A 21,815-nucleotide genomic window follows, 5' to 3' on the forward strand; every position below is an offset into this window, starting at 1 on the left:
TTCGGGAGGCGGACCATGAAAATCACGAATGCGGCCATCATCGGCTGCGGGGCGATCCATACCTGTCACGCAGAGGCCATCCTGCAAAACCCGGCCAGCCGGTTGCTGGCCATCGCCGAATGCGATGCAGATATTGGGCTGGGGCTGGCGCAGCAATATCAGTGCGATTTTTACACAGACTATGGTGAGATGCTGCGCGATCCGCACATTGACGTGGTGCATATTTGTCTGCCACATCATCTGCATCAGGATGCGATCCTCGCCGCGCTGGCGGCCGGAAAGCACGTTTTCACCGAGAAGCCGGTGGCGCTCAACGCCACCGAAGTCAAAGCGATCCGGCAGGCCCAAAGCCTTTCCGGAAGGCTGCTCGGCGTGTGTTATCAGAACCGGCTGAATCCATCGAGCCAGAAGATTTACGCAATGCTGGCAAGTGGCGTAATCGGCAACATGCTGAGTATTAAAGCGGTGCTGACGTGGTCGCGTGGTGGCGCGTATTACACCGACAGCCCGTGGCGCGGGCGCTTCTCCACTGAAGGGGGCAGCCTGCTTATCAATCAGGCGATCCACACGTTGGATCTGATGCAGTGGTTCGGCGGCGGCATTCACGCGCTCAAAGGTGTGGTGGACAGCCATTTTCTGACCGACGTGACCGAAAACGAAGACACCGCGATGGCCAGCATGAAACTGGCGAACGGTGCCCGCGGCCTGTTTTATGCCAGCAACGGGCACAGCACCGATTCACCGCTGCTGCTGGAAATTCACTGCGAGAAAGGGCTGCTGCAACTGCACCACAATGCGCTGTGGCTGATCGAAGGTGAAACCAGAACGCTGCTGGTGAACGATCTCAGTCCGGCGGGGAATACGAAAAGTTACTGGGGCGACAGCCATCGTCAGGCCATCATCAATTTCACGCACTCTGTGCAATATCCTGAAGATAAAAATTATACCTCGCTGGCCGATGCGGAAATTTCTCTAAATATGGTGGAGGCGATTTATCGATCCTCACAATTAAGACAATGGATAACGATTGAATAAATAACTTTAATAATAACCCTACATTCACAGGATAATAAAAATGAAACCTACTGAACGCAGAGTCGGTTACGGCACGGCCATAGGATATGGTGTGACGGATTTATTTGGTGGCGGTGCATTCGCCGTGATCGGTACCTGGCTGTTATTTTTTTACACCACCTATTGCGGATTATCCGTTTTAGAAGCGGGCTCGATATTCGCTATCGCCCGCGTGATCGACGCCATATTAAGCCCGATCATGGGCTACATCACCGATAACTTCGCCAATACATGGCTTGGGAAAAAATTTGGCCGCCGTCGCTTTTTCCTGCTGATAAGCGCCCCGATGATGTTCCTGTATGCGCTGGTCTGGGTGACCGACATGAGCTACTGGTATTATCTCGGCACCTACCTGTCTATCGAACTGCTTTCTGCCATGGTGCTGGTGCCTTGGGAGACGCTTTCCTCGGAGATGACCAACCGCTTCAGCGAACGCACCCGCCTTTCCGGCGTGCGCATGATCTGCTCCCAGCTTGGCGGCCTGCTGGCGGTGTCGATCCCTGGCGTCATTATGCAGTTCACCGGTAAAGATAATCCCATGACCTATACCTATACCGGCATTATTTTCGCGTGTATTTTTTGTCTCGCGGTATTTACCACCTGGATGTGTACCTGGGAAGCCAAAGACGTGCGCGAAGAGTTTGAACCGGAACCGCTCGGCGCGCGCAGCGGTAATCTCTGGCATCATTTAAAAAGTCTGGTTTTAGATCTCCTGTCGTCTTTTAAAATACGTATGTTCCGCCAGCACATTATTATCTATATCTTTTCATTTACTGCGCTCGACGTTTTCGGCGCCGTATTTACCTATTACGTGGTGTACGGATTACACCTCGACGCGTCGGCGGTATCGGGATATTTAACGGTCGCTGCACTGGCATCGGTGCCTTCGACCTTTGGTTTTATGATGTTGCTTGAAAAAATGAATATGACGCCATCCGGGGCACTTCGTCTGGCGTATGGCATTATTTTCTGCGTGCTGGCTTTTTTATTCTACGTCTATATCACCGAAATGGCGGTATCGGTTCTGTTGTTCTCAGGCGTATTTGCTGTATTCGGTTTTGCCCGCGCCGGGTTGTATTATATTCCGTGGAATATCTACAGTTTTATTCCCGATGTTGATGAAATAGTCACCAAAAAACGCCGCGAAGGGATCTTCGCCGGGGTTATGGTGCTGACGCGCAAAAGCACCGTCGCGCTGGCTATTATGCTTATCGGCATCGTATTGCAGGAAAGTGGTTTCGTTAAAGGACAGGGCGTGCAGCCTGACAGTGCGCTGGATGCCATCATCGGGTTATTGGTATTCGCTACCGCGGCATTGCTGGCGGTCAGTTTCTACATGACTTTCAAATTCAAACTGACGCGCGAAACGCACAAAATGTTGATTCAGGAAGTGGCCCGCCTGAAGCTGGGGGGTAATCTTCAGGATTGTACGCCTGAATGTCAGAAGGTTATCAAGGATCTGACCGGCTATCAGTATCAGGAAGTGTGGGGCGGAAGAGCCACCCACAAAGCGGTTCGCAACGAAATTGCCGCGGGATAATGAAGAGAAGAGCGGGCAGCCCGGCTGCCCGTCTTTAAATGAGTTACTGCGCAGGCAGCGTCTGATTTCCCTCACCTAACGCGCGTTGCATAAAGACCGTATCCAGCCAGCGTCCGTGTTTGAACCCCACCGAATGCAACGTACCCGTAACGCGGAATCCGGCGGCCAGATGCAGGCCAATCGACGCGTTATTTTCACTGTCGCCCACGTTGGCAATCAACTGCCGGTAGCCGTGGGTTTCCGCCCAGTCTATCGCGCGGCGAATTAACGCTTTCCCCGCACCGCGTTTCTGAAAATTGGGATCGATATAAATCGAATCCTCCAGCGTATGGCGGTAAGCAAAGCGCTCGCGATAATGGCCTAGATAGCAGTAACCTTTAACTTCCCCGTCCTCCAGCACAACCAGCCAGAGCAACCCGGCGTCTTTAATCTTCTTCAGGCGCGCAGACATTTCTTCTTCGCCCGGCGGCTGCGTCTCGAACGATGCTGTTCCGTGAATAACGTGCCAGGCATAAATTTTGTGCATAGCGGGAACATGCTGTTCATCCGCTTCGATAATTTCCATTCCTGCTGCTCCGTGGAGGGGGACGCGAGACAACCACTTTTTACGAAAACAGGCCATAAAGGCAAATTGTTTATGGTGGATATAAGTAAAACATATGGATGGCTTTTCCTGATTTTCAGTGGCGGCGTGGCGCATTTGCCTAATCCACATTATTTCAGTCATATGCTTTTTTCTTCTTATCGATACTTTTTCGTTTTTTAAACCGCCAGAGGCATCCTGCTATAGTCATTTCTTTGGCCATTAATGCCTATTTTTTAAGGATAAAAAGTGAAACTGACGACCTCTTATTTCCGCACCGGCGCGGCGGTGTTGCTGGCAGGTTTACTGCTGGCGGGCTGTGATCAAAAAAGCAGTGATATGAAGCATATTAAGGTGGGTGTAATTAACGGTGCCGAGCAGGATGTTGCGGAAGTGGCGAAAAAAGTCGCCAAAGAAAAATACGGTCTCGACGTCGAACTGGTAGGGTTCAGCGGTTCTCTGCTGCCCAATGACGCGACAGATCACGGCGAACTGGACGCGAACGTCTTCCAGCATCGCCCGTTCCTCGAGCAAGATAATAAAGCGCATAACTATCATCTGGTGGCCGTCGGCAATACGTTTGTCTTCCCGATGGGCGGATATTCGAAAAAAATTAAAACCGTCGATGAGCTGAAAGAGGGTGCAACCATCGCGATCCCTAATGACCCGACCAATCTGGGCCGCGCGCTTTTGCTGCTGCAAAAAGAAAAACTGATCACGCTCAAAGAGGGCAAAGGTTTGCTGCCGACGGCGCTGGATATTACTGAGAATCCTCACCATCTGAACATTATGGAGCTGGAAGGCGCGCAGTTGCCACGTGTGCTCGATGACCCGAAAGTCGATGTGGCGATCATCAGCACCACTTACATTCAGCAGACAGGATTATCGCCGGTGCATGACAGCGTCTTTATTGAAGATAAAAACTCGCCTTACGTGAATATTTTGGTCGCGCGGGAAGACAATAAAGAGGCAGAGAATGTGAAAGACTTTTTGAAATCGTATCAGTCGCCGGAAGTGGCGAAAGCAGCGGAGAAAATCTTCAACGGCGGGGCCGTGCCAGGCTGGTGATGAATGTGCCTGACAGGGGCTTTGCGCCGCCTGTCAGGCTACTGCGTTAAATCCTTAACGCCGGTTTATTTATGCTGTTTCGCAAATTCTTCTTTCGCTTTCTTCAATTGCTGCTGGAAAGCATCGTTGGTGTGCAGCGTGGCCACCACTGCGGAGCCGACGATACGTGCGGCATCCACATCGCTCTGCCAGTGATATCCGCAAATCACACGACTCTGCCCTAAATCATAACCGCGCTGAAGGATCTGATCCTGACGCTGTGGGTTGATTTCGGTGAGAACCAGTGCGGTCGCCCAGCCGATAGAGGTGTGGCCTGAAGGATAAGATCCGTTCTTCGACAGCTTATCCTGCTCGGTAGTGTTGCAGGTCGGGACGCCGTAAAACGCAAACGGACGAATGCGCATGTACTTCTCTTTGGCAGAGCGCGTCGCCAGATCGCCAGCATCTTCAATCATATTGGTCAGAAGCTTATGCAGCTCCGGCGTATCTTTGGCCGTGATCGGTGAACCGAACGCACCGGAGAAGGCATTCGCCACGCCGCCACCGCTCAGGTTTGCATCTTCAGCAGCCTGCTTACCACGTTCGGTAGATCGCAGCAGACGGCCCTGTTCATACATCGCCTGATCGTTCAAAAATGCAATGCTGCCCACGGCCGGAGGCGGCGGAAGCAGTGTCAGACTGTTGATGGCCTGATCATTTTTCAGATAATAAAGGTCTGGTTTGGTGGTCGCATCGTTGCCGGTAAGGGCGAATGCATTGACAGAGAAAAGGCTGGCGAGGCAAAAAGTGGTCAAAGTCTTCATTAAAAGTTTCCTTACTTACGTCTTAGATGTCATTACGAACTCATTTCCGTAACATTTCTTAACATGTGCAAGTAAAACAAATTTTTTGCAGAAAAGTTTGCGTGAGGTCTCAGAATTTGGAATTTGTGGAGATGCTTTTAATTAAGCCATTCCGCTACACCACCGTGTCTTGAACAGGTTCCCCGACGGTGCTGGCTGAAACTGTACGTGCCATCCCTGCACTTAGCGGATGCGCCGTCAGGTGCATTTCCCGATCGGGTATGTGCCGGACTGTGAACATCCTGCCCGTCCGAGTTTATGTAATCCCCTTGCTCAATGAGCTCATTATCCTGAGAGACTGACGGGGTGTGCTGCTTTGCAATGGCTGTATTGAATAGAAGCGTTACTGCGAAAAAGATAAGTCCAGGCAAACGCATGATCTTACTGCATCCTTGTGATGAGTACTTTTGTCCAGTTGAGGTGGCGACGAGAGTACTCCTAATAACCTCACAAACAATGCTGATATTTAACCAGTGTCCGGATGTTCGATTGCGACGTGATGAATCAGAGAATTAATGACAGACGAAGAAGATCAACAGGGAGTCAGCGTATTCGTCGAGACAGCGGAGAAATTTAAAAGGAAGTTGCAACGTTATGGTGTCCCCTACAGGAATCGAACCTGTAACTAGCCCTTAGGAGGGGCTTGTTATATCCGTTTAACTAAGGAGACACGGGCGCCTGTGGAAAGCGCCCGCGTAGTATACTCGTTTTTCTCTCAATAATAAGGCGTTAGACTGCCGTTTGGTCGTTTCCTCGCCAGTCTTGCCGTTTTACCGGTTTCTAAGGCTTCGCGGCCTCTTTCTTTGCGGCGTCCTGTTCCTCTTTTTTGGCTTTGGCTTTCTTCTGGTTGCTCATGTCGTTGCGGATCTGCGCGTGACTTATCAGCGCGAAGATAAAGGTCCCGCCGGCGATGTTGCCCGCCAGCGTCGGCAGGGCAAACGGCCAGATGAATTCATACCAGGGAATTGCGCCGGAGAAGACCAGATAGAGAACTTCCACCGAGCCGACCACGATGTGCGTCAGGTCACCGATCGCCACCATATAGGTCATCAGCATGATCACCCAAAGTTTGGCCGTACCGGCTGACGGGATCATCCAGACCATCGTGGCGATTAGCCACCCGGAAACCATGCCGCCGACGAACATCGCTCCCGGTCCTTTCTCCATGATCTCCATGCTGATGGTGCGAAACGCTTTGTCAGTGTCCGAATCAAAGAACGGCACCAGATGGAAAGCCAGCGCTGCAATCCCGCAGCCGATGATATTTCCCCCAAGCACTAATCCCCATAGCCGCAAGAGAAGCAGGATGTTCTTACCGGTCAGTTTTTGCATTACCGGCAATACGGCAGTGACGGTGTTCTCGGTAAACAGTTGCTGGCGCGCCATGATGACAATTATGAACCCGACGGTATAACCAATGTTCTCGATGAAAAACCGCTCCGGCGTGTCGGGCAGACGGGCGTGCAGGATGCCTTTCGCCATCAACGACGCGCTGATCGAAAGCCCGGCGGCAATGGCTGACCACAGTAAAGCCTGTCCGTCGCGATCCAGCTCTTTTTCACCTTCCATGCGGATAACTTCATGCACGGCTGCGGCTTTGGAGGGTAAATTTTCCTCACCGGTCTCGATCTCTTTGCCTTGTGAGTGCTCGTCGCTGTCGACGTCGCTGGTGTCCTGTTTTTTCTTTTCTTCGTTCATGGGTAATCCTTCGGTGTGCCGCAAGGCGGCTTTTAAAGTGTTCACGGATAAGCATAGGCGAGGCGTGGGATTTATGAAGAGGTATACCGAAAAGTTACAAATCATTAACCCATGAACCTTATGGGTCATTTTGCACAATAGCTGCTGGATTTCAGGGATTTCAGCCATGTAAACTGTGGCACCTTGCGCTGCGTCGCGCCTGACGCCTGTGATATGATGCGCACTTGTGAAAAATAAGAGACATCCTCATGTTTGAAGCCCTAAATCTGAGTTGCGTTCGCGATGAGCGAACCCTGTTCAGTGGCTTAAGTTTCACTGTCGAACCGGCTGAAATGGTGCAAATTGAGGGCCGCAACGGCGCCGGTAAAACCAGCTTATTACGCATTCTCGCCGGCCTTTCCTCACCGGACGCCGGTGAAGTTCGCTGGCAGGGCGTGAACACCCGCCGCCAGCGTGATGTTTTTCATCAGCAGCTTCTGTATCTCGGCCATCAGCCCGGCGTAAAGTCAGTACTTACTGCGTTTGAGAACCTTGCTTTCTATCAGTCTGTGAACCGCCAGTCCGTGAACCGCAAAGGTGACGCTGATGCCATCTATCAGGCGCTGGAAAATGTCGGATTGCCGGGTTACGAGGATGTCACGGTCGCACAGATGTCCGCCGGGCAGCAGCGACGTGTGGCGCTGGCGCGTTTGTGGCTGAGCGATGCGCCGTTGTGGATCCTCGACGAACCGCTGACCGCGATAGATAAAGAAGGCGTGGCGACACTGATTGCGCTGTTTGAACAGCACACACAGCAGGGCGGTATGGTGCTGCTGACCACGCATCAGGATTTGCAGGGCGTGAGCCGCGACGTGCGAAAACTCCGTCTGACCAGTGAAGCGCTGGCGTGACGTGAAAGGAAATGAGACGGAATGTTGACTAAAGTCCTGCGCCGCGAGCTAAAAATTGCCTTTCGCAAAAGCGCCGAAATTATTAACCCGCTGTGGTTTTTCCTGATTGTTATTACCCTGTTTCCGTTAGGCATTGGCCCGGAACCCAAACTGCTGGCGCGCATCGCGCCGGGGATTGTCTGGGTCGCCGCACTGCTGTCTTCGCTGCTGGCGCTGGAAAGGTTATTCCGCGATGACTATCTCGACGGCACGCTCGAACAGCTGCTGTTATTGCCTTCGCCGCTGGCACTCACGGTTCTGGGGAAAGTGTGTGCTCACTGGGTGGTAACCGGTTTGCCGTTGCTTGTCCTATCGCCGCTCATCGCGTTACTGCTTTCACTGGATTTTGAAACGTGGAAAGCCGTGGCACTGACCCTTTTATTGGGTACGCCGACGCTGAGTTTTATCGGTGCGATTGGCGTGGCGCTGACCGTCGGGCTGCGCAAGGGCGGCGTGTTGCTGAGCCTGCTGGTGCTGCCGCTGTATATTCCGGTGCTGATTTTTGCCACCGGCGCAATTGATGCGGCGTCGATGTCGATGCCCATTGATGGCTATCTGGCTATTCTGGGCGCGATGCTGGCGGGCAGTGCGACGTTAGCGCCCTTTGCCACGGCGGCGGCGTTAAGAGTGAGCGTCCACTGACAAATGTGTCAGTTTGCCGCGCAGAACGTAATTATTTTACCTGTCGTTACAATACGGAAGAAAAATCGCAACCTTTGACTAACATCACATTTCTCTATGCGTAAAAATAGAGAGATTGCTAAGTAAGTGCGGAAGATTCTTGTCTGACCGCGCAAGAGCCCGATGAGGCTCCACGGCAACCCACACAGTGACATTTTAGAGTGAGCAACGATAACAATGTGGAAATGGTTACATCAACTCGCAAGGCCGGAACGGCTTTACCACGTCTGCGGGCGATTTATTCCGTGGCTCGGGCTGCTCGGTCTCGCCTGCCTGCTGATTGGCTGGGTCTGGGGATTTGGCTATGCGCCGCCGGATTACCAACAGGGTAACAGTTACCGGATTATGTATATTCATGTCCCGGCGGCGATCTGGTCGATGGGCATTTACAGCGCGATGGCGGTCGCGGCATTTATCGGCCTGATATGGCAGATGAAAATGTCCGATCTGGCGGTGGCGGCGATGGCGCCGGTCGGGGCGGTCTTCACCTTTATCGCGCTGGTTACCGGCTCCGCCTGGGGCAAACCGATGTGGGGAACCTGGTGGGTGTGGGACGCGCGTCTGACGTCTGAACTGGTGTTGCTGTTTCTCTATCTCGGCGTGATCGCCCTGTATAACGCGTTTGATGACCGCCGTCTGGCCGGTCGCGCGGCCGGTATTCTGGTGCTGGTCGGTGTGGTGAATATTCCTATCATTCATTACTCCGTACAGTGGTGGAACACCCTGCATCAGGGGTCCACCAACATGCAGCAAACCATCGATCCGAGTATGCGCTATCCGCTGCGCTGGGCGATTTTCGGTTATCTGTTCTTCTTCATTACCCTGACGCTGATGCGTTTACGTAACCTGATCCTCGTTCAGGAACGTCTGCGTCCGTGGGTAGCTGGCCTGCTGAATAAGGAGCGCCGCGGATGAGCCCTGCATTCTCAAGCTGGCACGATTTCTTTGCGATGGGCGGCTACGCGTTTTACGTTTGGCTCTCCGTGGCCGTCACCCTGATTTCGCTGCTCGCGCTGGTGGCGCACACATTTGTGCAGCATCGGCAGATCCTCGGTGAAGTCCGCCGTCGTCAGGCGCGCGAAAAACGCATTATTCAGTCTCAGTCTAAAAAACAGCAAGGCGCCCAGACGTCAGCGCTGGAACCGGACACCTCCCCGGAGAAGTTATTGTGAATCCACGTCGTAAAAAGCGCCTGACGCTGGCGCTGCTGGTGCTGGCCGGTCTCGGCCTGAGCATCACGCTGGTGATGTACGCGCTGCGCTCCAATATTGATTTGTTCTACACCCCGAGTGAAATTCTGCAAGGTAAAGGCGAAAACCACGAAATGCCGGAAGTTGGCCAGCGGCTGCGTATCGGCGGCATGGTGATGCCAGGTTCGGTGAAACGTGACCCGAAAAGTTTGCAGGTGAGTTTTAAAATTTACGATGCGCGCGGCGCGATTGCGGTGACCTACAACGGCATTCTGCCGGACCTGTTCCGTGAAGGGCAGGGCGTGGTGGCGCAGGGCGTGATGGAGCCGGGCAACGTGGTCAACGCCATTCAGGTGCTGGCAAAACACGATGAAAAATATGTGCCGCCGGAAGTTGCCGACGCCATGAAAGAAAACCACAAAGGACCGGCGTCGGCCTACGTGGGTAATGATAAAGGAAACGATCGCTCATGATGCCGGAACTGGGAACATTTGCACTTTGTCTGGCGTTAGGTCTGGCGGTGTTACTGAGTATTTATCCGCAGTGGGGTGCCGCGCGGCAGGACAGCCGGATGATGGCGATGGCGCGCCCGCTGGCTTACGGCATGTTCGCCTGTATCGCGCTGGCGTTCATTATTCTGGTTCACGCATTTGTGGTGAATGATTTTACCGTCGCTTACGTGGCTAACAATTCCAATACCCACTTGCCGGTGTATTACCGCGTGGCGGCAACGTGGGGGGCGCACGAAGGTTCCTTGCTGCTGTGGGTGTTGTTGCTGAGTTGCTGGACGCTTGCCGTTGCGCTGTTCAGCCGACAGATGCCGCAGGATGCCATCGCGCGCGTGCTGGCGGTGATGGGCATGATCACCGGCGGCTTCCTGCTGTTTATCCTGCTGACGTCCAATCCGTTTATCCGCTCTTTGCCGAATTTCCCAGTCGACGGGAGTGATCTCAACCCGGTCTTGCAAGATATTGGCCTGATTTTCCATCCGCCATTGCTATATATGGGATATGTCGGTTTCTCCGTTGCCTTCGCGTTTGCGATTGCCTCGCTGATGGCCGGACGCCTCGATACCGCGTGGGCGCGCTGGTCGCGTCCGTGGACGCAGGCCGCATGGGTGTTCCTGACTATCGGCATCGTGCTGGGTTCTGCCTGGGCGTATTACGAATTAGGCTGGGGCGGCTGGTGGTTCTGGGACCCGGTGGAAAATGCTTCCTTTATGCCGTGGCTGGCAGGAACGGCGCTGATCCACTCCCTCGCCGTGACCGAAAAACGCGGTACGTTCAAAGCCTGGACGGTACTGCTCGCGATCACCGCCTTCTCGCTGTGCCTGCTCGGCACGTTCCTTGTACGCTCCGGCGTGCTGGTGTCGGTTCACTCGTTTGCCTCCGATCCGGCGCGCGGCATGTTTATTCTGGCGTATCTGGTGATCGTCATCGGCGGCTCGCTGCTGCTGTATGCCATTAAAGGGAATTCGGTGCGGGCACCAAGCCGTCACGAGTTACATTCGCGTGAAAGCTACTTGCTCAGCAACAACGTGCTGCTGGTTGCCGCCATGCTGGTGGTGTTGCTCGGCACGCTGCTGCCGCTTATTCATAAGCAACTGGGCATGGGCAGTATTTCCATCGGTGAACCTTTCTTCAATACGATGTTTACCTGGCTGATGGCGCCGCTGGCGCTGCTGCTGGGTATCGGTCCGCTGGTGCGCTGGCGTCGCGATGAGCCGAGCAAGCTGTGGCGTCGTCTGGGCGTGGCGCTGGTGGTGACGCTGATCCTGTCGATTCTGCTGCCGTGGCTGTTGCAGGACAAAATCGTTGGGATGACCGTTGTTGGCCTGCTGATGTCAGTGTGGGTGATTGTGCTGACGCTGATGGAATTACATGAGCGCGCCACGCATCGCCATACTTTCTGGCGCGGCCTGACCAAACTGTCGCGCAGCCACTGGGGCATGGTGCTCGGACATCTCGGCGTGGCGGTGACGGTAATTGGTATCGCATTTAGCCAGAACTACAGCGTTGAGCGTGATGTGCGTATGAAAGCCGGCGATACGGTGGATATCCATGATTATCACTTTATCTTCCGCGACGTTCGCGACATTACTGGCCCGAACTACACCGGCGGCGAAGCCAATATCGATGTCGAACAAAACGGCAAAAAAATCACCACGCTGCACGCCGAAAAACGCTTCTACAGCGTGGCGCGCAGCATGATGACCGAAGCGGCAATCGACGGCAATCTGGCGCGGGATCTGTATGCGGCGCTGGGTGAAGAGATGGACGATGGTTCGTGGGCGGTGCGTTTGTACTACAAACCGTTCGTGCGCTGGATCTGGCTGGGTGGCATCTTCATGGCGGTCGGCGGCGTGCTCTGTATTCTCGATCCGCGCTACCGGATGAGTAAGAAACTCAAGAAACAAGGTAAAGCGGAGGCTGAAGTATGAACCGTAAACTCCTCTTTATTCCGCTGTTCCTGTTTCTGGCGCTGGCGGCGGCCTTTTTAGTTCAGCTGACGCGCAACGCCAACGGCGACGATCCGACGCTGCTCGAATCAGCCTTGATCGGTAAACCGGTGCCGGTGTTTAAGCTCGAATCGCTGGCCGAAGCCGGGAAAACCTACGATCAGTCCGTGCTGCGCGACGGTAAACCGCTGCTGCTCAACGTCTGGGCGACGTGGTGCCCGACCTGCCGCGCCGAGCATGATTATCTGAACCGGCTTGCCGCCACCGGTGTGCGCGTGGTCGGGCTTAATTACAAAGACGATCGCCAGAAAGCGGTGAACTGGCTGAACACGCTGGGCAATCCTTACATGCTGAGTTTGTACGACGGCGACGGCATGCTTGGATTAGATCTCGGAGTGTACGGCGCACCGGAAACCTTCCTGATCGACGGGCAGGGCATCATTCGCTATCGCCATGCCGGTGACTTAAATGAGAAAGTCTGGCAAACCGAAGTCTTGCCGCTGTACAAGAAATACGGAGGTGGCGCATGAGACTGTTTTCGTCACTGCCCGCGTTACTGCTCGGCATGTTGCTGAGCGTCAGCGCATTTGCGGCCATCGACACTTATCAGTTCAAATCGCCGGAGCAGGAACAGGCATACCGCGACATTACCGCGCAGCTGCGTTGTCCGAAATGCCAGAACACCAATATTGCGGCGTCGGATTCGATCATCGCCGCTGACATGCGCACCAAGGTATTTCAGCTGCTTAATGAAGGACAAAATCGCCAGCAGATCGTCGCCTATATGGTGGCACGTTACGGTAATTTCGTGACGTACGAACCGCCGGTTACGCCATCTACCCTGATTCTTTGGCTGGGACCGGTGCTGGTGGTGATTATCGGCGGTGGAATGATTTTCATGCGTTCGCGCCGCGGGTCTGTAAACACCAAAACCGCCGCAGAAGAAATGTCAGAACAAGAAAAACAGCGCCTGGCGCAGTTACTTAAAGACAGCGACAGGAAAGGATCATGAGTATTTTTTGGCTGTGTATTGGGGTGATGCTGGTTATCGCACTGGCGCTGTTTATCGTGCCGGTGATCCGCGGTGACCGCAGCGAACACACGTCGCGGGATGCGCTGAATAAGGCGTTTTATCATCACCGTCTGAGTGAGCTGGAAGACGACGAAGCGCAGGGCGTGGTGGATGAGCGTCCGGCACATATTCAGGAATTGCAGGAAAACTTGCTGACCGATATTCCGGCCGGACAAACGCCAGCGCCGGTGCAGCCGATTGGCCGCTGGACGCTGGTACCGGGCGCGATTTTGCTGGTGGTTATCACGCTCGGCGTTTATCTGTACGCCGGTGGTCTGGGGCAGGTCAGCGCATGGAATCAGGTCATGGAACGTATGCCCGATTTGCGCCAACGCATTGCCAGCGACAAAGGCGCGCCGCTCACTGCAATGGATGTGCAGGATTTAGGTCTGGGGCTGCGCACCGATTTACAGGCGGATCCGAAAAATGTGCAGGATTGGGTGATGTTGGGCCGCGTCGGTATGGCGCTCAATAATGGCGCGACGGCAACGCAGGCCTACGCTCATGCCTGGGAACTTTCGCCGGATGATGTGGCGGTAAAACTGGGTTATGCCGAAGTGTTAACCCGCTCAGCGGATCCGCAGGATAACCTTACCGGCGGAAATCTCCTGCGCGGTATGCTGGAAAAATCTCAGGGCGACCTGCGTGTATTAAGCCTGCTGGCCTATAATGAATATGAGCAAGGTCACTATCCGCAAGCGATTGGCGCGTGGGAAGTTATGCTGAAAATTCTGCCTGCCAGTGACAAGCGCGTTGAGATGGTGCAGGCCAGTATCCAACAGGCGAAACAAAAGTCCGGTGCCGATCAGGCCAAACTGGCGGTGAATGTTTCGCTGTCAGAGGACGCGGCGAAACACATTCCGCCGGATGGCACGGTCTTTATTTCCGTGACAGATGGCAGCAGCCCGGTTCCGGTGGCAGTGAAAAAACTGCCGCTGAGTCGCTTCCCGCTGGCAATCACGGTAGATGACAGCAACGCAATGATGCCGGAACGCTTGCTTTCTTCGCTGCAAAAATTAAAAGTACGCGTTCGTATTTCACGAAATGGTCTGGCCACACCAGCCACCGGTGACTGGTACGGCGACAGTCCGCTGACAGATTTTGCCGGTAACGGTCAGGTCAGCATTGAGATTAATCAGCAGGTTCCGTAATCAGAGAGCCGAAGATCAATAACAGGGAGATATCCATGAACTTACGCCTGACTGGGCTGGCGTTTGCATCAGTTATGCTGGTCGGTTGTGCCGGCACGTCCGGATCCTCGGACAGCGAACCGCAGGGACGGTCTGATCCGCTGGAAGGTTTCAACCGGACGATGTTCAACTTCAACTACAACTACGTTGATCCGTACGTTCTGCGTCCGGTCGCCGTGGCATGGCGTGATTACGTGCCGCAACCGGCGCGTAACGGCACCAGCAACTTTATGAGCAACTTAGACGAACCGGCCAGCATGGTGAACTCCCTGCTAAAAGGCGATCCGTACCGTGCGGCGATCCACTTCAACCGTTTCTTCCTCAATACCTTGCTGGGGATGGGCGGCCTGATTGACGTGGCTTCCATGGCGAACCCGAAACTGGCGCGCGAAGAACCGCAGGGCTTCGGCAGTACGCTCGGCCATTACGGCGTCGGTTACGGCCCGTATGTCCAGTTACCGGCGTATGGCAGCTTCACCGTGCGTGACGAGGGCGGCGATTTTGTCGATACCCTGTATCCAATGTTGAGCTACCTGACCTTCTGGATGTCAGCCGGTAAGTGGGCGCTTCAGGGCATCGAAACCCGTGCCGAATTGCTCGATTCTGACGGCATTCTGCGTAACTCTTCCGATCCTTACCTGATGATGCGTGAAGCGTATTTCCAGCGTCACGATTTCTTAGCGAAGGGCGGTCAGCTGACGCCACAGTTGAACCCGAATGCGGCACTGATTCAGGGCGATCTGAAAGATATCGATTCCGAATAATATCGGGAACGCGCTATCTGCATAAAAACAGAAAGCAAAAAAAAGCGCCTCGCGGCGCTTTTTTCATTTCTGAAAGAGTGATCAGAAGCTGTAGTTAAAGTTCGCGCCGTACAGCATGGCGGTGCCTTTAGCCTGGAATTCATATTTAGGTGCGCCGGCAGCCACTTCTTCGCTGATATTGACGGTCTGACCGTGCATATAGGAAACACCGACATCCACTGACGCATCTTTATTGAACGCGTAAGTTGTACCGGCTGAAACCCAGAAACGGTCCTGATCCGGAATAGAGATGGTACGGTTATCCGCCGGAACCGGGCTGTCATCGAATGCCACACCGGTACGGAAGGTCCAGTTCTCGTCGTAGTAATACGTTGTACCGAGCGCGATGCGATAAGCATCGTGGTAGCCTTCTTCTTTCTGGAACAGCGTCTGGCCGTTAGAACCGGTCGCTTTCAGCTCCTGGAACTGGCTCCAGCTGGTGTAGGCCAGGCTGTAGTGAACAGCCCATTTCGGCGCAACGCGGTTATAACCTGAGACTTCCCACATTTCCGGCAAGTTCAGGGTCAGTGAACCCGGCACGGTCTGACCGCCGGTACCGCCCAATGCGCGAGGAATGCCGTTACGGTATTCGCCGTCGAAATCAATTTTCACTTCTGAACGGTAGGTGAAACCGTAGCGGTTGTTGTCATCAACTTCATACAGGATACCGGCGTTCCAGCCGTAACCCCATTCGTTGCCTTTTAGCTTCGCGGCTTCGGTATCTTCGGCGATCAATCCGCCGGTTTTCAGCGGTGCAAGTTCACCTGCGGTGCGACGGATTTTGGCTTTGGCATAAACGGCATCAAAGCCCACGCCGAAGCTGAAGTGTTCGTTAAAACGATAAGCCGCGCTAATGTTGTTGTTGATGGTCATCAGATCGGTTTCGCCACCGATAGGACCCGCAGGATAATTATCGTTAAACTCTGTCGCCAGACCGTAGTTGGAGGTGGCTGACGCACCGAGTGCCCACTGATCGTTCAGCGGCATAATAAAGTGGATGTTCGGAACCCACTGGTTCGGCGCGATATTGCCTGCGTCTGTGCTGGCGCCGGTGACAGGGGATTTACCGGTCACGCTTACGTCCGGGTCAACGTAAACTGCACCGATAGAAAATGCCGGACGATCAAACATCGTCATCGTAGCCGGGTTACGGCTGCCGGAAGCCGCGGTGTCCGCAATCGCACCTTCACCAGAGAAGGAACGACCTAAACCCGCAGCGGTATATTCGTTGAGCTGAAAACCTGCCGCGTATACGTTAGAAGAAACAATTGCCACTGCAGCTGCCAGAGCTGATTTTTTTAACAGGTTTTTCTGGTTCATGACCAAAACCTCAATTTTATGTTTTTTATCAAACAATGTTACACAAGGTAACAATGAGCGCGGGATTGTAGGGTCCGTTATCAGTCTGACAAATCAGACCAGTGAGCGAAGTATAGGTCTGACCTGTGGTGTAGTTGCAATGATGTTTCATTGATATTTCTTATTTGATGCAAGAAATTGGATCTGCTTAACAAAAAACCAACAATAAAAGTTCAATTTAGAAACGCTAAAGTGAGAAGAGCGGCTTAATTTTAATCTGTTGTTCACGAAATCGTGATGCAGATCACTTTAAACACCCATAAAAAGTAAGTGCTAGTCGAAGCGTAAGGGGTGGCGTAAAATACCCACGGAAAATAAATCTTAAATTCGCTTAAAGGCCAGACGGTGGACGTTGCCGTTGGTGCCGGGGAGAAAATTATGTCTGACGTAACCATGTCCTCCAAATCCACCCAACCTCTGCATTCCATCAACAAATGCGGCGCAGAAGAAACCGCCGCCTGCTGTTGTGTTGATGTGGGTACCATCATGGATAACACCGACTGCACCGCGACTTACAGCCACGTTTTCGAAACCGAAGCGCAGGCCAAAGAGATGTTGCAGGCACTGACTGAACGCGCGCGCGGCGTTGAATCCGAACCGTGCGAAATAACCAGCCGCATTGAGAAAGTCGAAGGTGGCGTAGAGCTGAACATCGACTTTACGTTCTCTTGCCAGGCCGAGACCATGATCTTCCAGCTGGCTCTCAGATAATTTCTTTTATCGATTTCAAAATACCGCTGCCCAAATGCAGCGGTATTTTTTTGTCTGTCATCTTTCCCCGCCAGCATTCCTTCTCATTCTATTTTCAGAAAAATTTGCTGTTGCTCGCACTTCGGCGGGTTTCGCTTTGCCAAATGTAAATACATGGTTAAAACTGAGTTATCAGGTCAGACCTCTTAAGACCCTCTTTACTCAGGAGCTTGTATGAACAACGTCATTCCACTGGTCACGCGTGAAGGCGATCGCATTGCGATTGTCGATGGTTTACGCACGCCATTCGCGAAACAGGCTACCGCCTACCACGGCATCCCCGCCGTTGATCTGGGCAAAATGGTGGTCAGCGAGTTGCTGGCAAAAAGTGGGATCGACCCGAAAGTCATTGACCAGCTGGTGTTCGGGCAGGTGGTACAGATGCCGGAAGCACCCAACATTGCCCGCGAAATCGTGCTTGGCACCGGCATGAATGTATCGACGGATGCCTACAGCGTCTCGCGCGCCTGCGCCACCAGCTTTCAGGCGGTGGCCAACGTCGCGGAAAGTATTCTCAGTGGCACCGTGAGCGTCGGGATTGCCGGTGGCGCGGATTCCTCTTCGGTGCTGCCGATTGGCGTCAGCAAACGCCTCGCCCGTACGCTGGTGGACGTCAGCAAAGCCCGCACGCTCTCGCAACGCCTGTCTTTATTCAGCAAACTCAGACTGCGCGACCTGATGCCAGTGCCTCCTGCTGTGGCAGAGTATTCGACCGGCCTGCGTATGGGCGACACCGCCGAGCAGATGGCGAAAAGTCACGGCATTACCCGCGAACAGCAGGACGAGCTGGCGCACCGCTCGCATACGCTGGCCGCGCAGGCCTGGGAGCAGGGCTATCTGAACAGTCAGGTGATGACCGCGCAGATCCCGCCGTACCGCGAGGCGCTGCAAAAAGACAACAACATTCGCCTGAATTCCGAAATCGCGCAGTATGCCAGGCTTCGACCGGCGTTTGATCGCAAACACGGCACGGTGACGGCGGCCACCAGTACGCCGCTGACCGACGGTGCGGCAGCGGTACTGATGATGAGCGAATCCCGCGCCCGCGAACTTGGGTTGCAGCCGCTGGGTTACCTTAAAAGTTTTGCCTTTGCCGCTATCGACGTCTGGGAAGATATGTTGCTGGGCCCGGCCTATGCCACGCCTGTCGCGCTCGATCGCGCCGGGCTGACGTTTGCCGACCTTGATTTGATCGACATGCATGAAGCCTTTGCGGCGCAGACGCTGGCGAACATTAAAATGCTTGGCAGTGAGCAGTTTGCCCGTGAAAAGCTGGGGCGCAGCGAGGCCGTCGGCCAAATCGACTGGGATAAATTTAACGTACTGGGCGGATCTCTGGCATACGGGCACCCGTTCGCCGCCACCGGCGCACGAATGATCACCCAGACATTGCACGAATTGCGCCGCCGTGGCGGAAAATACGGTCTGACGACGGCCTGTGCCGCCGGTGGGCTGGGCGCGGCAATGATTCTGGAGGCGGCACAATGAGGGACAATATGGAAAATCCAACCACAACGCCGGATTCCGCGTTTTCACTGATGTTTACGACGGAACACGTCGGCATTATCACCATTGACGTTCCCGGTGAAAAAGTGAATACCTTAAAGGCTGAATTTGCTGAACAAATTTCCTCTATTTTGCATAAAGCGCAGCAATATCCGAATCTGAAAGGTCTGGTGCTTATTTCTGGCAAACCCGACTCCTTCATCGCCGGCGCTGATATTACTATGATTGCTGGCTGCAAAACCGCCGCAGAGGCCAGCCAGCTTGCGGTGAAAGGCCAGACGGTGATGTCGCAAATTGCCTCGTTTCCGGTGCCAGTTGTGGCGGCTATTCACGGTGCCTGCCTCGGCGGGGGTCTTGAGCTGGCGCTGGCGTGTCATGCCCGTATCTGTTCACTGGATGACAAAACCCAGCTCGGTCTGCCGGAAGTTCAGCTTGGCCTGCTGCCGGGGTCCGGTGGTACTCAGCGTCTTCCACGCCTGATAGGCGCACCGAAAGCGCTCGAGCTGATGCTGACCGGCCGCAGTTTGCGGGCGAAGCAGGCGCTAAAGCTGGGGCTGGTGGATGACGCCGTACCTTATTCTATTCTCTTGCAAACCGCACTTGAGCGCGTCGCGAAAGGCCGTAAAGCGCGTCCGCCGTTACCCTGGCAGGCGCGACTGGCGGGCGGCCCGCTTGGCAAAAGTTTGCTATTCCATTTTGTGCGCAAGCAAACGCGTGCAAAAACCCACGGTAATTATCCGGCCACCGAAAAAATCTTGGATGTGGTAAAAACCGGCCTGGATCAGGGCAGTGGCAATGGTTATCAGGCGGAAGCCAATGCATTTGGCGAACTGGTCATGACGCCGGAATCGGCCGCGCTGCGCGGGTTATTCTTCGCTTCCACGTCACTGAAAAAAGAAAAGGGTGCGGATGCCGAACCGTTGCCGGTTCGTCGCGTGGGTATATTGGGTGGTGGTCTGATGGGAGGGGGGATCGCCAACGTCACCGCGACCCGTGCCAGGCTGCCGGTGCGCATTAAAGACGTCAATCACGAAGGCATCCGCCATGCGCTGAAATACAGCTGGGATTTGCTGGAGAAAAAAGTTCGCAGCCGCAGGCTGACCCGTAACGAACAACAGCGGCAGATGATGCTTATCTCCGGCACCACCGATTACAGCGGTTTTGCGCAGGTGGATCTGGTCGTCGAAGCGGTGTTTGAAGACTTAGCCCTCAAACAAAGTATGGTGGCGGAGATCGAGAAAAACGCCGCACCGCGCACCATTTTCGCCTCAAACACTTCTTCTTTACCGATTCATCAGATTGCCGGGCTGGCCACCCGCCCGGAGCAGGTCATCGGTCTGCACTATTTCAGTCCGGTGGATAAAATGCCGCTGGTAGAAGTGATCCCGCACGCAGGCACCAGCGCACAGACCATTTCCACTACGGTGGCGCTGGCGAAGAAACAGGGTAAAACGGCGATCGTGGTCGGCGACAGCGCCGGGTTCTTCGTAAACCGCGTTCTTGCGCCCTACATCAACGAAGCGGCGCGCTGTTTGCTGGCCGGGGAACCTATCGACCACATTGACAAAGCGCTGGTGCATTTTGGCTTCCCGGTCGGGCCTGTCCAGTTGCTGGATGAGGTGGGGATTGACGTCGGGACAAAAATCAGCCCGATTCTGGTAGAGGCGTTTGGACAACGCTTTGCGGCGCCCGCCGGTTTTGACGCGGTGCTGAAAGACGATCGCAAAGGTCGTAAAAACGGCAAAGGTTTCTATCTCTACGGCCAGAAAGGGCGGTCTGCGAAGAAAAAACAGGTCGATCCGGCCATCTATCGCTTACTGAACGTCACGCCAAAAGCGCAGCAATCAGAAACGGAACTGGCGCAGCGCTGTGTGATGCTGATGCTCAACGAGGCGGTGCGGTGTCTGGATGAAAAAGTCATCCGTAGCGCCCGCGATGGCGATCTGGGCGCGGTGTTCGGCATCGGTTTCCCACCGTTTCGCGGCGGCCCGTTCCGCTATATCGATACGCTGGGCGCAGCCAACGTGGTGAAAACGCTGCAGCAGCTGGCGCAGCGTTACGGTGAGCATTTCACCCCCTGCGAAGGTTTGTTGCGCCGCGCAGAGAGCCACGCGCTGTTCTATCCGCAAGGGGAAACGAAGGAAATTGCCGACGTAGTGTGACCTCTATCACTGCGTGGTAATGAATTTCGCGAGAATCTGGAACAGATCCTGCTTGCAGCCATAATTAAGCCTGCGGGATCTTTTTTAAGTTGAGGCCCGTTTTGTACAAGAACAAACCCAAACGATTGATCTACAACCCGAGTGGTTAAAAATCAGCCGTAGTGATTTACATGCGGTATGGGTTGGTGTAAAAAACAGCGTTTTCTTTACGCGAACTTTCAGGCAAAATGCCCGACCGCTGATGCTTACCATGCAAAGCATGTGGGCTCGGTGGGTTAAGTGGATGTACTGCCTTTCAGCTTTTTTACTGTTAATACGACGATGAAAAAATGCTGGGCAATGGGTGATACAGCACGCAAAGCGTTTCTGTATAGCGCTATTTTTGTTAACAAAAGCGGTGCAATATGCAAGTTGTAATTATGCGTCACGGTGATGCGGTTCTTGAAGCTGCAAGCGACTCGGTTCGCCCATTGAGCGAATGCGGATGTGACGAATCAGTACATATGGCAGCCTGGCTGAATGGCCGTGGCGTTAAAATTGACCACGTTCTGGTCAGTCCGTACCTGCGTGCGCAGCAGACACTTGAAAAAGTGCGGCAGAACCTGTCACTGCCTGAAAACGTTGAAATTGATACTCTGAAAGAACTGACGCCGGGCGGCGATCCTGCTCTGGTGGCCAGCGAGTTGCAACATCTGGCGCTGACCGGCGCGAAAGCCGTGCTGGTGGTGTCTCATCTGCCGCTGGTGGGTTATCTGATTGCCGAGCTGTGTCCGGGCATGTGTCCGCCGATGTTTGCCACTTCCGCGATGGCCAGTGTGGAACTGAACGGCGAAACCGGGCAGGGCAGCTTTGACTGGCAGTTCAGTCCGTGCCAGGTTATGGCTAAAGTTTAATTTTTCCGGGACGGGAA

22 protein-coding genes and 1 tRNA gene are annotated in these 21,815 nt (G+C 54.2%); 17 read left to right on the forward strand and 6 right to left on the reverse strand.

Annotated features, from left to right (window positions below):
• Positions 1-15 precede the first annotated feature (15 nt).
• Both I2123_RS07950 and I2123_RS07955 read left to right on the forward strand, forming a co-directional pair.
• Positions 16-1,035: a Gfo/Idh/MocA family protein gene (locus I2123_RS07950; protein ID WP_213052152.1), complete on the forward strand. Its 1,020-nt coding sequence runs from the start codon at positions 16-18 to the stop codon at positions 1,033-1,035.
• Between the two features lie 40 nt (positions 1,036-1,075).
• Entirely contained in the window at positions 1,076-2,614 is a 1,539-nt protein-coding gene (locus I2123_RS07955; RefSeq protein WP_112166744.1) for an MFS transporter, read from the forward strand.
• A 43-nt stretch (positions 2,615-2,657) separates the two neighbouring features.
• Here I2123_RS07955 and I2123_RS07960 read toward each other — a convergent pair whose 3' ends face one another.
• Positions 2,658-3,179, reverse strand: coding sequence for a GNAT family N-acetyltransferase (locus I2123_RS07960; RefSeq protein WP_213052153.1), 522 nt, complete (start codon positions 3,177-3,179; stop codon positions 2,658-2,660).
• Between the two features lie 267 nt (positions 3,180-3,446).
• On the opposite strand from I2123_RS07960, the gene nlpA reads away from it, so the two are divergent.
• A complete protein-coding gene (nlpA, locus tag I2123_RS07965) occupies positions 3,447-4,265 on the forward strand; it encodes a lipoprotein NlpA (protein WP_213052154.1) in 819 nt (272 codons plus the stop codon).
• A gap of 65 nt (positions 4,266-4,330) precedes the next feature.
• On the opposite strand, the gene phoC is transcribed toward nlpA, so the two are convergent.
• From phoC to I2123_RS07985, 4 genes are all read right to left on the reverse strand, one after another.
• Positions 4,331-5,068 (reverse strand): acid phosphatase PhoC, encoded by a 738-nt coding sequence (gene phoC / locus I2123_RS07970; RefSeq protein WP_056774350.1) that lies wholly within the window; start codon positions 5,066-5,068, stop codon positions 4,331-4,333.
• 137 nt (positions 5,069-5,205) lie between these two features.
• On the reverse strand, positions 5,206-5,484 hold the full coding sequence (locus tag I2123_RS07975) for a DUF3761 domain-containing protein (RefSeq protein ID WP_112166750.1): 279 nt from the start codon (positions 5,482-5,484) through the stop codon (positions 5,206-5,208).
• 218 nt (positions 5,485-5,702) lie between these two features.
• Positions 5,703-5,777: transfer RNA gene (locus I2123_RS07980), tRNA-Arg, on the reverse strand.
• Between the two features lie 110 nt (positions 5,778-5,887).
• Complete coding sequence (locus I2123_RS07985) at positions 5,888-6,805, reverse strand: formate/nitrite transporter family protein (RefSeq protein WP_213052155.1); 918 nt, start codon at positions 6,803-6,805, stop codon at positions 5,888-5,890.
• A 248-nt stretch (positions 6,806-7,053) separates the two neighbouring features.
• On the opposite strand from I2123_RS07985, the gene ccmA reads away from it, so the two are divergent.
• The 10 genes from ccmA (at position 7,054) to mlaA (ending at position 15,089) form a co-directional block, all read left to right on the forward strand.
• Entirely contained in the window at positions 7,054-7,695 is a 642-nt protein-coding gene (gene ccmA, locus I2123_RS07990; protein ID WP_213052156.1) for a cytochrome c biogenesis heme-transporting ATPase CcmA, read from the forward strand.
• Between the two features lie 21 nt (positions 7,696-7,716).
• A complete protein-coding gene (gene ccmB / locus I2123_RS07995; protein WP_213052157.1) occupies positions 7,717-8,376 on the forward strand; it encodes a heme exporter protein CcmB in 660 nt (219 codons plus the stop codon).
• 216 nt (positions 8,377-8,592) lie between these two features.
• Entirely contained in the window at positions 8,593-9,330 is a 738-nt protein-coding gene (locus I2123_RS08000; RefSeq protein WP_213052158.1) for a heme ABC transporter permease, read from the forward strand.
• Positions 9,327-9,587 (forward strand): heme exporter protein CcmD, encoded by a 261-nt coding sequence (ccmD, locus tag I2123_RS08005; RefSeq protein ID WP_112166793.1) that lies wholly within the window; start codon positions 9,327-9,329, stop codon positions 9,585-9,587. Before I2123_RS08000 ends, ccmD begins: the two co-directional genes overlap by 4 nt.
• Entirely contained in the window at positions 9,584-10,078 is a 495-nt protein-coding gene (ccmE, locus tag I2123_RS08010; RefSeq protein WP_112166794.1) for a cytochrome c maturation protein CcmE, read from the forward strand. Before ccmD ends, ccmE begins: the two co-directional genes overlap by 4 nt.
• Positions 10,075-12,045, forward strand: a complete 1,971-nt coding sequence (locus I2123_RS08015) for a heme lyase CcmF/NrfE family subunit (protein WP_213052159.1) — start codon at positions 10,075-10,077, stop codon at positions 12,043-12,045. The genes ccmE and I2123_RS08015 overlap by 4 nt, the downstream gene beginning before the upstream one ends.
• Complete coding sequence (locus I2123_RS08020) at positions 12,042-12,593, forward strand: DsbE family thiol:disulfide interchange protein (RefSeq protein ID WP_112166799.1); 552 nt, start codon at positions 12,042-12,044, stop codon at positions 12,591-12,593. The genes I2123_RS08015 and I2123_RS08020 overlap by 4 nt, the downstream gene beginning before the upstream one ends.
• The gene (locus tag I2123_RS08025; protein ID WP_112166801.1) at positions 12,590-13,075 is read left to right on the forward strand and encodes a cytochrome c-type biogenesis protein; all 486 of its coding nucleotides are present in this window, start codon (positions 12,590-12,592) and stop codon (positions 13,073-13,075) included. The genes I2123_RS08020 and I2123_RS08025 overlap by 4 nt, the downstream gene beginning before the upstream one ends.
• Positions 13,072-14,286: a c-type cytochrome biogenesis protein CcmI gene (ccmI, locus tag I2123_RS08030; protein WP_213052160.1), complete on the forward strand. Its 1,215-nt coding sequence runs from the start codon at positions 13,072-13,074 to the stop codon at positions 14,284-14,286. Before I2123_RS08025 ends, ccmI begins: the two co-directional genes overlap by 4 nt.
• A gap of 35 nt (positions 14,287-14,321) precedes the next feature.
• Positions 14,322-15,089 carry a phospholipid-binding lipoprotein MlaA gene (gene mlaA / locus I2123_RS08035; protein WP_112166805.1) on the forward strand — a complete coding sequence of 256 codons (768 nt, stop codon included), beginning with the start codon at positions 14,322-14,324 and terminating at the stop codon, positions 15,087-15,089.
• Positions 15,090-15,170: 81 nt separating this feature from the next.
• On the opposite strand, the gene fadL is transcribed toward mlaA, so the two are convergent.
• Positions 15,171-16,448 (reverse strand): long-chain fatty acid transporter FadL, encoded by a 1,278-nt coding sequence (gene fadL / locus I2123_RS08040; protein ID WP_112166807.1) that lies wholly within the window; start codon positions 16,446-16,448, stop codon positions 15,171-15,173.
• Positions 16,449-16,865: 417 nt separating this feature from the next.
• Here fadL and I2123_RS08045 point away from each other — a divergent pair, with 417 nt between their 5' ends.
• The 4 genes from I2123_RS08045 to sixA all read left to right on the forward strand — a co-directional run bounded on the left by I2123_RS08045 (position 16,866) and on the right by sixA (position 21,798).
• A complete protein-coding gene (locus I2123_RS08045; protein ID WP_112166809.1) occupies positions 16,866-17,198 on the forward strand; it encodes a YfcZ/YiiS family protein in 333 nt (110 codons plus the stop codon).
• A 213-nt stretch (positions 17,199-17,411) separates the two neighbouring features.
• Positions 17,412-18,725: an acetyl-CoA C-acyltransferase FadI gene (fadI, locus tag I2123_RS08050; RefSeq protein WP_112166811.1), complete on the forward strand. Its 1,314-nt coding sequence runs from the start codon at positions 17,412-17,414 to the stop codon at positions 18,723-18,725.
• On the forward strand, positions 18,722-20,905 hold the full coding sequence (fadJ, locus tag I2123_RS08055; RefSeq protein WP_213052161.1) for a fatty acid oxidation complex subunit alpha FadJ: 2,184 nt from the start codon (positions 18,722-18,724) through the stop codon (positions 20,903-20,905). Before fadI ends, fadJ begins: the two co-directional genes overlap by 4 nt.
• A gap of 404 nt (positions 20,906-21,309) precedes the next feature.
• Positions 21,310-21,798 carry a phosphohistidine phosphatase SixA gene (gene sixA, locus I2123_RS08060; RefSeq protein WP_112166814.1) on the forward strand — a complete coding sequence of 163 codons (489 nt, stop codon included), beginning with the start codon at positions 21,310-21,312 and terminating at the stop codon, positions 21,796-21,798.
• Positions 21,799-21,815: the final 17 nt, after the last annotated feature.

The sequence above is a fragment of the Rahnella inusitata genome, assembly GCF_018288855.1.
Classification (GTDB): Bacteria; Pseudomonadota; Gammaproteobacteria; order Enterobacterales; family Enterobacteriaceae; genus Rahnella; species Rahnella inusitata.

Coding starts and splice junctions, on each gene's coding strand:
- I2123_RS07950 (WP_213052152.1), top strand. CDS start 16: ATGAAAATCACGAATGCGGCCATCATCGGCTGCGGGGCGATCCATACC.
- I2123_RS07955 (WP_112166744.1), top strand. CDS start 1,076: ATGAAACCTACTGAACGCAGAGTCGGTTACGGCACGGCCATAGGATAT.
- I2123_RS07960 (WP_213052153.1), bottom strand. CDS start 3,179: ATGGAAATTATCGAAGCGGATGAACAGCATGTTCCCGCTATGCACAAA.
- phoC (WP_056774350.1), bottom strand. CDS start 5,068: ATGAAGACTTTGACCACTTTTTGCCTCGCCAGCCTTTTCTCTGTCAAT.
- I2123_RS07975 (WP_112166750.1), bottom strand. CDS start 5,484: ATGCGTTTGCCTGGACTTATCTTTTTCGCAGTAACGCTTCTATTCAAT.
- I2123_RS07985 (WP_213052155.1), bottom strand. CDS start 6,805: ATGAACGAAGAAAAGAAAAAACAGGACACCAGCGACGTCGACAGCGAC.
- ccmA (WP_213052156.1), top strand. CDS start 7,054: ATGTTTGAAGCCCTAAATCTGAGTTGCGTTCGCGATGAGCGAACCCTG.
- ccmB (WP_213052157.1), top strand. CDS start 7,717: ATGTTGACTAAAGTCCTGCGCCGCGAGCTAAAAATTGCCTTTCGCAAA.
- I2123_RS08000 (WP_213052158.1), top strand. CDS start 8,593: ATGTGGAAATGGTTACATCAACTCGCAAGGCCGGAACGGCTTTACCAC.
- ccmD (WP_112166793.1), top strand. CDS start 9,327: ATGAGCCCTGCATTCTCAAGCTGGCACGATTTCTTTGCGATGGGCGGC.
- I2123_RS08015 (WP_213052159.1), top strand. CDS start 10,075: ATGATGCCGGAACTGGGAACATTTGCACTTTGTCTGGCGTTAGGTCTG.
- I2123_RS08020 (WP_112166799.1), top strand. CDS start 12,042: ATGAACCGTAAACTCCTCTTTATTCCGCTGTTCCTGTTTCTGGCGCTG.
- I2123_RS08025 (WP_112166801.1), top strand. CDS start 12,590: ATGAGACTGTTTTCGTCACTGCCCGCGTTACTGCTCGGCATGTTGCTG.
- ccmI (WP_213052160.1), top strand. CDS start 13,072: ATGAGTATTTTTTGGCTGTGTATTGGGGTGATGCTGGTTATCGCACTG.
- mlaA (WP_112166805.1), top strand. CDS start 14,322: ATGAACTTACGCCTGACTGGGCTGGCGTTTGCATCAGTTATGCTGGTC.
- fadL (WP_112166807.1), bottom strand. CDS start 16,448: ATGAACCAGAAAAACCTGTTAAAAAAATCAGCTCTGGCAGCTGCAGTG.
- I2123_RS08045 (WP_112166809.1), top strand. CDS start 16,866: ATGTCTGACGTAACCATGTCCTCCAAATCCACCCAACCTCTGCATTCC.
- fadI (WP_112166811.1), top strand. CDS start 17,412: ATGAACAACGTCATTCCACTGGTCACGCGTGAAGGCGATCGCATTGCG.
- fadJ (WP_213052161.1), top strand. CDS start 18,722: ATGAGGGACAATATGGAAAATCCAACCACAACGCCGGATTCCGCGTTT.
- sixA (WP_112166814.1), top strand. CDS start 21,310: ATGCAAGTTGTAATTATGCGTCACGGTGATGCGGTTCTTGAAGCTGCA.